The organism is Siphonobacter sp., from assembly GCF_048595215.1.
Lineage (GTDB): Bacteria > Bacteroidota > Bacteroidia > Cytophagales > Spirosomataceae > Siphonobacter.
Genome location: NZ_JBMDWJ010000309.1, coordinates 46,604 through 56,799 on the forward strand (window position 1 = coordinate 46,604; position 10,196 = coordinate 56,799).

Here is a 10,196-nt window from a genome sequence, read left to right on the forward strand (position 1 = left end):
AGCGAACCGCATAGGCCTATACGGTAGCTCGCTTTCGCCAGACCCAATAAAAAGGTAATCCGGTAGCCATCAACAAAAGTCCAATCATAGCTTCTGTGGTACGGGTGAATAAGGTATTGACCACTAGAAAGGTACAGAAGACCAGAAACAGTCCAGGCACAATTGGATAACCAATGACCTTATAAGGACGGTTGACGTCCGGCATTTTTCTACGAAGAATGAAGACACCCAAAGTCGTAGCTCCGTAGAAAATGAAGGAGGCGAAAATGAGCATATCGGTTAACTGATCGAAGGTTCCGGATAAAATCAGTACCGAAGACCAGAAGCCCTGAATCCACAATGCTTTGGAGGGTGTGTTGAAAACCGGGTGGATGTAGTTAGCTGTCTTAAAGAATAATCCGTCTTTGGCCATGGCGTAAAACAAGCGGGAAGCCATGAGAATGGTACTGCTTGTACAGTTGAACGTGGTGACCAGGATTAATAATGAAATCACTAAACCCCCTCCATTCCCCAGAAAATGCTTTACGGCCACTACCGCAGCAATGCCATTCTTAGATTGATGGACCGCAATAATGTCGTCAATTGGTAAGACGTAGAAATAGACGAAGTTCATCAAGAGATAAATCGTCATGATGATGAGCGTGCCAATCGTTAACGCCCAGGGCAAGTTTCGCTGAGGGTTACGAATTTCACCGCCAATGTAGCCAAGGTTATTCCAGCCTTCGTACGCCCAGAAAGCACTTAAACACGCCAGGGCTAATGCACTTGCCAGCGTACCTCCCGACATTTGTTCAGCGTCGAAATTCACCGAAGGTTGTTCAATATTCGCCCAACTGCCCGTAGCTGAGAATAGACCCAGAACGATAATGACCAGCATGGTGGAAATCATGGCTACGGTCAGAATTCGGCTAATGGTTTCGCCCATTTTCAACCCTCGGGCATTGAGAAGCGTTAGAATCAGTACCAGTCCGATGGCTACCAGTTTGACGCTCAGGTTGTCCAGTGGTTGTAAACCAAGCACGTGTATGGCAGCGAGTGATTCGGGGGTAGCCGGCAACGTAATAAGTGAGCCTAACGATTGAGCAAAAACGTAGGAAATGGAAGCAATAGAAGCCGTTCGAATGACTGCGAAGTTGGTCCAGCCTAGCAAAAAGGCAAAGAATCGATTGTAAATCGTACGGAAATAGACGTACTCACCTCCCGAATCTACGAGCATACTAGCCACTTCAGCGTTACTGAGGGTCCCGGCCAGACTAATCAATCCGGCCAGTAACCAGGCCGCCAGTACCATTCCCGGTGACTGCAACTCCGCCGACATGGGAGCCACTTTCTTAAACACGCCCGTTCCAATAACGGCACTAATCACAAAAACAATTCCGGAGACCAGACCAATCGAACGCCGAAGGTGACCCTGAGATTCAGGCATACAAGCAAATTTTAGTTGGGAAAAGCGGTTAGATGAAAAAGCAAATTCGGAAAAAAATAGCGAAGTTGGTATAGTTTTCGGTTTAGAGTTTTCGTGTAGGCTAGCTGCCTATCCCGTTTCTTACCGAGTGATAGGCAAGTTTACTCTATAATTATACTACTCTTCTCACATGACTTGTGATCCATTGCTAACCTCGAAAGGAGGTTCTCTGTAAATAGGCCTGCATGCAATGCAAATTGGTTATAAAGGCAGTTGGAAACTGCCTCATGGTGGGTACAGGTTTGGAAACCTGCACAGTGACCACTCAAAACCCTAAACTCAAAACCCAACACGCAACCCTAAACCCGATTCTCTATGTAACTTTGTCTTTTACGAAGCAAATCAGTATGGCTCTTACTACCCTTACGGCTATTTCGCCCGTAGATGGCCGCTATCGTCGGACTACGGAATCGCTGGCCCCCTTTTTCTCTGAATTTGGGTTAATACACTATCGGGTTCGGATAGAAATCGAATATTTCATCGCTCTTTGTGAGCTTCCCCTGCCCCAACTCGCTGATTTTGACACTTCGCTGTTCGATCAGCTACGGTCCATTTATACCGAGTTTTCTGAAGCAGACGCCCTGCGGATTAAAGAAATTGAAAAGACGACCAACCACGATGTCAAGGCGGTCGAGTACTTTATCAAGGAAAAACTCGCCGATCTATCCATTGAGCAGTACCTGGAATTCATCCATTTTGGACTCACTTCCCAGGATGTGAATAACACCGCCATTCCGCTTTCCCTCAAAGAAGCGATGGACGCCGTGGTCACGCCCGCTTTCGAAGAGGTTATCTACAAGCTCAGTTCGCTGGCAACCTTGTGGAAAGATATTCCGTTACTAGCCCGTACGCACGGTCAGCCTGCGTCACCGACCCGCTTAGGAAAAGAATTGCAGGTATTCGTTGAACGGTTACAGCAACAGCGGAACCTGCTCGTTCAGATTCCCTACGCGGCGAAATTTGGCGGAGCAACGGGTAATTTTAACGCTCACCACGTAGCCTATCCGGGTTTCGACTGGCCAGAATTCGGAAATGATTTTGTGAGCAGTTTGGGATTGTCGCGTAGTCGGTATACCACGCAGATCGAGCATTACGATCATATGGCAGCGATGCTGGATACGCTCAAGCGTCTCAACACGATTCTCGTCGATTTCTCGCGGGACGTGTGGAGCTACGTATCCACCAATTACTTTAAACAGAAAATCAAAGCGGGCGAAGTGGGTTCTTCCGCGATGCCCCATAAGGTAAACCCGATCGATTTTGAAAATGCAGAAGGCAACCTGGGCGTAGCCAATGCTTTGTACGAACACCTGTCGGCCAAACTACCCATCTCCCGCTTACAACGGGATCTGACGGATTCAACCGTACTGCGGAATTTGGGAATGCCATTGGCTCATACGCTCATCGCTTTGAAATCGCTGATGCGGGGTATGGACAAACTGGAATTGAACGAAGCCGCCATCCACGCGGACCTCGAAGCCAACTGGGCCGTAGTCGCTGAAGCGATTCAGACGGTACTGCGTCGCGAAAGTTATCCACAACCCTACGAAGCCTTGAAGGCTCTTACCCGGAAGAACGAAGCCATTACAGCGAAGACTATTGCCGAGTTTATTGAGACCTTGGACGTATCAGAGGCCATTAAAGCCGAATTACGGGCCATTTCGCCGTTTAATTACCTCGGTGTAATGGAATAAGGCTAAAAAGAGCGTTTCATTCGATTTGTGGACAAGTGATTTGAATGTGGAAAAAACTGTGGATAACTTATTGACAATCAATTTTTAATCGACTGAAAATCGCTCCGAGCTGGCCGCTGAGATTTGGATAGAAAAACGGAGCTGTACCTTTGTGCAGCTATAAATTATTCTCAGGAAGCTCAAAAAGTACCTTTTTAAAGCCGTTGAAAAAAATTCAGCGAGAACCCCGGTCGGTCATCCAGGCCCGCCGGGGTTTTTTCGTGGCGAATGTTTTATTTTTGACGAATGAAGATTTTACACACGGCGGACTGGCATTTGGGAAAACGCCTGTATCAAACTGATTTGCTGGAAGACAGTCGCCGCTTTGTAGAGTGGCTGCTGGCAACGATTGAGGAACGACAGATTGATGTGCTGCTGGTGGCGGGCGATATCTTCGATACGGCCCACCCATCGGTGGAGGCCATGCAGGTATACTATGATTTTCTAAAAGGACTCATTGCCTCCAAGTGTCGCCTGGTCATTACGGGTGGCAACCATGATTCGGCGGCGGTCCTGAACGCTCCCCGTGAAATTCTGCGACTACTCGACGTTCATGTTATTGGGGGTGCCTGCGACGATTGCTGCGAGGAAGTACTGCCCCTACTCGACCGCCGGGGGAATCTACAGGCGGCCGTAGCGGCCGTACCTTTCCTGCGGGATCGGGATCTGAAGCGTTCGGTTGAAGGAGAAAGTTTTGAAGATCGTCGGATGGCCGTACGAGCGGGTATTCAGCGTCGGTATGAGCAGGTGCACGCCCATGGTCGGAAAATCTACGCCAGTGTACCCGTATTGGGCATGGGGCATTTGTTTGTCAACGGCTCGGCTACGTCGGATAATGACGAGAAATTACACAGCATCGGTACGCTGGATTTATTCGAAGTCAACTTGTTTCCAGCATTCGATTACTTGGCTCTTGGGCATATTCACCGACCCCAGATGTTGGGTAAAATGGAATACGTTCGGTATTCAGGCTCACCAACGGCCCTGAGTTTCAGCGAGCGGCTGGATGAAAAGCTGATTATTCAACTAGAAATTAAAAATCAAAAGGTAGTTGATATTCAGGAACTTAAAGTGCCAAAGTTTCGACAATTGCGGCGGTTTAGCGGTTCGTTTACCGAAATTGAAGCAGCCGTTGATGCGTATCAACATTCCGATGTGTTACGGACGCTGGCTGAAATTGAGATTCTGGAAGAACACCGCGATCCGATGCTGATTGACGTGGCCAAGAGCTATTTTCTCAAACTCAATCATCCCTACCTGTCCGTACTCAACTGGCGGTTCAAATTTCAACAACAGTTAAAAACGACGGACGAATTGTTTGGGGAAACCATGGCCCTGCCCGAACTCGCTCCGACGGAAGTGTTTGAGCAATGGCTCCAGGAAAATGCGGAAACCGAAGAATCCAAAGCCTTACTTACCGAAGCCTTTCAAGAACTACTACATAGTCTGTAAGAGTTATCCACATAAGTTATCCACATTTTACAGCGGGGGGTTGATAAGATCGCATGCGTATTCTAAAAGTATCTTTCGAAAATATAAATTCGTTACGGGGACAACATACCATTGATTTTCAGAACGAAACGGCCTTTCGTACGTCCAATCTGTTTGCGATTACCGGGCCAACGGGAGCGGGAAAGACCACGATTCTGGATGTGATTACGCTGGCTCTATACCACCGTACTCCCCGATTAGGCGAGGTCAATACCAATTTGCTGGAAAAACTCGGCGGCGTACTCACGCGTGATACGCACGCGGCTCAAGCCGAAGTAACGTTTTCCACACCCGGTGGTACCTATCGGGCCAAGTGGGGTTTGCAGCGGGAAATGATTAGTCGGGGGGCAAACAAAGGGCAATTTCGACTGGATGAATACGCTGAAATTGCCGATGTGGATAACAATGTTATACTCGCTTCCAAGAAGAAAAAAGAAGTACAGGAAGAAATCAAAAAGCGGATTGGACTGGATTACGAACAATTCGTTAAGGCCATTTTGCTTTCCCAGGGTGATTTTGCGGCTTTTCTAAAAGCGAAGCGAGAGGAACGAGCCGAATTACTCGAGCGGATTACGGGTACGGAAATCTACCGGAAATTGGGGATGGAAGCGTATGCTCGCTGGCATGATGGCTACAAAAGGGAAATCGAGCAGAAACAGCAATCACTGGATTTACAGAAGCTTTTATCCGACGAAGACGTCAAAGAATACGAAACATCCATTAAAGAGTATGACGAGCTTTGCCGACAGGCCGAGGCGGGACGCAAAGGCCTGGAAGTACAGTTGCAGCGAAAAGTACGGATTAGCGAAATCTGGAAATCGCTGGAAGCCATCCGGCAAACGGAATGGCCCAGCTGGGAACGCGAGCAAGGCCAGTTCGACGAGCAGCATACCCCCGCCCTAAATCGGCACGAACGCGTACAGCAGTTTTCAACTCAATTAACGGAATATCAGGTCCAGGAACAAAACGTAAAAAATGCTCAGATTCAGGCCGAACGGCTGACCAACGAATACCAGCGGGCCCAGCAAAACCGCACGCAGCTGCTGGCAGATATTGCCAAACTGACCAGTGAACTGGTAACGGATCAGTCGGCTCAAAGCGGACTGGAACGGTTTCGGGAAACGGTATCCGGACTTGTTACTGCTCGGCAGGAAGTGGCTCAGCAGTGGCAATCGGCGAAAGAACAAGGGACGTATTGGCTCGATAAAACGGGTTCGGGGGAATTGCAGTCCCTCTGGAAGCGGGAATCGTACGGCGATTGTCTGGGCAGTTCGCGGGAATTGTGGAAAGAAACGCAACGGCGTCAAACGGACATACGAACGCTGTATAACTGGGATACGCAAGCCAAGCTGCCTGAGATTCGCCAGCAGTCGCAGATCCGCCGTGATGCTTTACAACAACTGGAAATACAGGTTCGTCAGTACGAAACCGTTCGCCGACGATTGGCTGACTACGATCGTCAGGTGGACGAACAACGAAAGCTGATACGGGCTAATGAACCCGCCTTACAAGCGGCTCAGCAGGCCGTTACAGAAGCTAAGAATTTAGTACAGATCGCTCAGGAAGAGCAACTTACCTTTATTCGGGAAACCTCCATTCCCCGCTTGCGTACGGAGTTACGTCCGGATGAACCCTGTCCCGTTTGTGGCTCTATGGATCATCCCGCCGAAAACAGGAGCGATGATCATTTCAGTATCGAACGGTACTTACAAGAATTGGCCAGTTTGAAAGCCCGTTTTGAGGCTCGTGAACGCTCGCTGAGTACAACGGAGCAGCAATTACGGCAGGTCGAACTTGTGACCAAAGCTGCGGAAGCAACGATTCAAACCCTGGAGCGGGAGAAAACTCAGGCCCAGACAGAACTCCAGCCCATTGCGGAAGCGGTGGGAATGTGGAAAACTCAGTTAGCCATTGAAAAGATTGGTAAATCGGAAGAGGTAAAAGGCTGGGTACAGGCGGAGGTCGAACGATTCCAGTTACTCGAAGAACTTATTCAGCTACAGGAACGGAGCGATAGTCTGGCTCATTTTGGGAAACACTTGAAAAATGGCCTCGAATTCTTCCAGAAACAGCAGGAATACACCGCAGAACTACAGAAACGCTACCCCAAAGACCCAAAATATCTAAATACCGAATGTGACGAATTGCTCCGCAAACTGGTGCAGAAAACCTTTTCGCCGCAGCAGTATGAACCAGAGCTGGTGGAAAACAAAAGGCTCTTATTGGATACACAGGGAGTTTTCCACCAGTTGCAGACAAAGTTATCCACAGAGTTATCCACATCGGGCTTTGCCAGTGTGGAAGAAGCCCGATCGGCTTTGTTATCCACCGAATTATATCGAACCCTGATTGAACGTAAAGACCAGCTCATTCGCCGGAAAACCCAACTGGAAACGCAGATGGAGAACCTGACGAAGGAAGTGGAAAGCCTGATTCAGGCCGACGATTCGGATTTGTCGATCGATGTGTTGAAAAGTCGAATGGAGGATTACCGCAATTCTGAACGGGAGTATCTACAGAAAATTGGTGGCTGGAAGCAGTCACTCAAAGATAATGAAGCGAGTCGAGCCGAAAATGCCCGCCGGATTGCCGAAATCGCGGATCTCGAACAACGCTATAAAAAATGGCGATTACTGGCCGAAGGGCTGGGGGATCGGGAAGGAAAGAAATTCAATCAGTTTGCCCAGAAATTAACCCTGGCGAATCTGGCCCGTTCGGCCAATAGTCGTTTGAAGGACCTCTCGGATCGGTACCTGCTCCTGCCGCCCGAAGGCGATGAGGAAAATCTGTGGGTACTCGATCGAAACTTTGACGAACGCCGGGCGGTGGCTACACTCTCGGGCGGAGAAACCTTTCTGGTAAGCCTGGCTTTGGCCCTGGGTCTCAGCGATATGGTATCGAAAAACGTCCGGATCGAAAGCCTGTTCATCGACGAAGGTTTCGGTACCCTCGATCCCGATACGCTGGAAATTGCTCTGGGAACGCTGGAAAAATTACAGGCCGAATCCAATCGTATGATCGGGATCATTTCCCACGTGGAAGCCCTGAAAGAACGAATCACTACCCAAATCCGGCTTCGGAAACAGGCTAGCGGATTCAGTGAAATGGAAATTGTCGGATAAACTAATTCGAGTTATCCACAGTTATCCACAAGCAATACCTTTATTCACAAATTAGGAAAAATATGTCGATTACCTCACAGGCCGAACTGGCGGGAATGCAACAGGTGAGCGAAGCTGTCGGGCTGACCCTCAAGGAAATGCGAGCGTACGCCCGCCCCGGTCTCACGACGAAAGACCTGGATAATTTCGGGGGAAAAATCCTCAAGAAACTGGGAGCCCGCTCGGCTCCCCGCCTGAGTTACGGGTTTCCCGGCTGGACCTGCATCAGCGTGAATCACGAAGTAGCCCACGGCATTCCTTCCGCTAAAAAAGTACTTCGCGAAGGCGATCTGATTAATATCGACGTATCCGCCGAGCTGAACGGCTTTTGGGCGGATAATGGCGGTTCATTCGTACTGGGACAGGATACCCGGAAACACCAGCCGCTGGTCAATACGTCTAAAGAAATTTTACATAAGGCGATTCACCACATTAAAACGGGCGTACGCATTGCGGATGTCGGTTTACTGATCGAAACGGAAGCAAAAAAAGCGGGATACCGGGTGATTAAGAACCTGGCTGGCCACGGTATTGGCCGCAAATTACACGAAGAACCGAGCAGTATTCTGAATTGCTACGATCGTTCGAATAAGGCTCGTTTCAAGAAAAATTCGGTGGTAGCCATTGAAACGTTTATCGCCACGGACTCCATGTACGCCAACGAAACCAATGATGGCTGGACGCTGATTGGCAACCGGGGTGGATTTGTGGCTCAGCACGAGCATACCATTGTCGTAACGGATGATCAACCGCTGATCCTTACGGCGATGAACGAAATCTGGAATTAAGAAATTAGTTTCGCCGCAAGACGACGCGTTGCAGATGATCGACGGAGTAGTTGACAACGGATTGCGGCGAACCTTTTTTTCCGGAAGTAACCTCAAAAATTAACTCATTCTCCCGTAGTTCATACGTGGAGGTGAGCACGATTCCTTCCGTTTCGAATACGCTATAGAGCTTATTACCAAAGCGATAGCTCGTTAACTCCGTGCCGTCACGTTCGTCCACGAGGTACAGACCCGTAGACGCATCTTTCAATCGTAACCGGTAATCTTTGACAGCGGGCTGTTTCGCAGAAAGGTACTCGGTTTTCCAGGACCAGCTTTCCGGCTCTGTGGTCTTTCCTACTGTCAAACGAACGGAAACCGTATCGCGTAGTTTTCCACGAGCATAGATTTCCATCCGGCCCGTCCACGTACCTACACAAGCTTCCCCGAAGGGAACCTGAGCGGCGGTTGACTGAAGAAAAATCCACAGGCAAGCGAGTGTACTCAAAAGCGTTTTCATGCAGTCATAGAGGGTGAAAAGCAAGTATTCTTATTCGGCCGCGGCTCTTCGGATCCGGTCGTTGATTGCAGTTCCCAAATCCCGTTCGGGTACTAATTCGGCGTAGATTCGGTCGAGGCCCAGAGCATCCAATCGTCGCATGGCGGCAAAAAGATTATGGGCCGCTTCGGCAAAATCGCCCGTTATGGAAAGAATTTCTTGATGCAACCGGCCGTAATCATTCTGGAAACTAAGCACTCCTATTCGATCTGAGTGCGGTACCGAGACAAAATCGTTCATCAAGGTCAATGGCGTACGTGGGGCGTAATGACTTTTCAACATGCCCGGAGCCTGTGGATTGGAACTGGAATGAGCCCGTACCTCGACAGGGCCTACTAGTTGTTCAATGCGTTCAATGGGCGTACCTCCCTTGCGGTACACAATGACCTGATCGCCTTCAAAACCTACAATGGTTGACTCCACGCCTACTTCACAGGCTCCGCCATCCAGAATGTAGGCAATCTGCTTGCCCAGTTGCTGTTCGACGTGCTGAGCGGTGGTAGGACTGATATACCCAAACGGATTTGCACTCGGAGCGGCCAGCGGAAAGGCCAGTTGACTCAACAGCGAAAGGCTTACCTCGTGCCGGGGAATGCGTACGGCGACGGTATCCAGACCGCTGGTCACCAGGTCAGGTACGGATTCGGCTTTGGGTAACAAAAACGTAATCGGACCCGGCGTTAAGTGTTCTGCCAGTACCAAAGCCTTCTCGGGGATTTCCCGCACAAACTCCCATAAACGTTCAAAGGCGTTGGTATGCACAATGAGCGGATCGAAGGCGGGTCGGTTTTTTACTCGAAAAATAGAAAGTACAGCCGCTGGATCGAGGGCATTACCCGCTAGACCGTACACCGTTTCGGTGGGAATGGCGACGAGTTCTCCCGCTTCTAAAAAGGCCTTCGCCTGCTGTATATCCGTACCAGTCATTCTTGTTAGTGTTCAGTCTTTCTTTGCCGTTCCCAGGGTAAGCTTTCCGACAAAAATACGGAAAATGCGGTTGATTTGGGTACAAAACAAAGC

Annotated in this window: 7 protein-coding genes; 4 read left to right on the plus strand and 3 right to left on the minus strand. The window is 49.4% G+C overall.

The genetic code is table 11. The features are described from left to right. Positions 1-16: 16 nt before the first annotated feature. Positions 17-1,426 carry an APC family permease gene (locus tag ACOJTG_RS19120; RefSeq protein ID WP_420155287.1) on the minus strand — a complete coding sequence of 470 codons (1,410 nt, stop codon included), beginning with the start codon at positions 1,424-1,426 and terminating at the stop codon, positions 17-19. Between the two features lie 386 nt (positions 1,427-1,812). Between ACOJTG_RS19120 and purB the strand changes: the two genes are divergently transcribed. The 4 genes from purB to map all read left to right on the plus strand — a co-directional run bounded on the left by purB (position 1,813) and on the right by map (position 8,638). Beyond that, entirely contained in the window at positions 1,813-3,159 is a 1,347-nt protein-coding gene (gene purB, locus ACOJTG_RS19125) for an adenylosuccinate lyase (protein WP_420155288.1), read from the plus strand. A gap of 285 nt (positions 3,160-3,444) precedes the next feature. Beyond that, positions 3,445-4,650: an exonuclease subunit SbcD gene (gene sbcD / locus ACOJTG_RS19130; RefSeq protein ID WP_420155289.1), complete on the plus strand. Its 1,206-nt coding sequence runs from the start codon at positions 3,445-3,447 to the stop codon at positions 4,648-4,650. 53 nt (positions 4,651-4,703) lie between these two features. Beyond that, positions 4,704-7,811 carry an AAA family ATPase gene (locus tag ACOJTG_RS19135; RefSeq protein WP_420155290.1) on the plus strand — a complete coding sequence of 1,036 codons (3,108 nt, stop codon included), beginning with the start codon at positions 4,704-4,706 and terminating at the stop codon, positions 7,809-7,811. Positions 7,812-7,873: 62 nt separating this feature from the next. Further along, entirely contained in the window at positions 7,874-8,638 is a 765-nt protein-coding gene (gene map, locus ACOJTG_RS19140; RefSeq protein WP_420155291.1) for a type I methionyl aminopeptidase, read from the plus strand. A 4-nt stretch (positions 8,639-8,642) separates the two neighbouring features. Here the strand turns inward: map and ACOJTG_RS19145 are convergent, their stop codons facing one another. Both ACOJTG_RS19145 and ACOJTG_RS19150 read right to left on the minus strand, forming a co-directional pair. After that, positions 8,643-9,137, minus strand: coding sequence for a hypothetical protein (locus ACOJTG_RS19145; protein ID WP_420155292.1), 495 nt, complete (start codon positions 9,135-9,137; stop codon positions 8,643-8,645). 30 nt (positions 9,138-9,167) lie between these two features. After that, a complete protein-coding gene (locus tag ACOJTG_RS19150; RefSeq protein ID WP_420155293.1) occupies positions 9,168-10,103 on the minus strand; it encodes an L-threonylcarbamoyladenylate synthase in 936 nt (311 codons plus the stop codon). Positions 10,104-10,196 lie beyond the last annotated feature (93 nt).

Bases quoted from the DNA above. Each gene is read 5' to 3' on its own strand.
- purB (WP_420155288.1), top strand. From the start codon at position 1,813: ATGGCTCTTACTACCCTTACGGCTATTTCGCCCGTAGATGGCCGCTAT.
- sbcD (WP_420155289.1), top strand. From the start codon at position 3,445: ATGAAGATTTTACACACGGCGGACTGGCATTTGGGAAAACGCCTGTAT.
- map (WP_420155291.1), top strand. From the start codon at position 7,874: ATGTCGATTACCTCACAGGCCGAACTGGCGGGAATGCAACAGGTGAGC.
- ACOJTG_RS19120 (WP_420155287.1), bottom strand. From the start codon at position 1,426: ATGCCTGAATCTCAGGGTCACCTTCGGCGTTCGATTGGTCTGGTCTCC.
- ACOJTG_RS19145 (WP_420155292.1), bottom strand. From the start codon at position 9,137: ATGAAAACGCTTTTGAGTACACTCGCTTGCCTGTGGATTTTTCTTCAG.
- ACOJTG_RS19150 (WP_420155293.1), bottom strand. From the start codon at position 10,103: ATGACTGGTACGGATATACAGCAGGCGAAGGCCTTTTTAGAAGCGGGA.
- ACOJTG_RS19135 (WP_420155290.1), top strand. From the start codon at position 4,704: ATGCGTATTCTAAAAGTATCTTTCGAAAATATAAATTCGTTACGGGGA.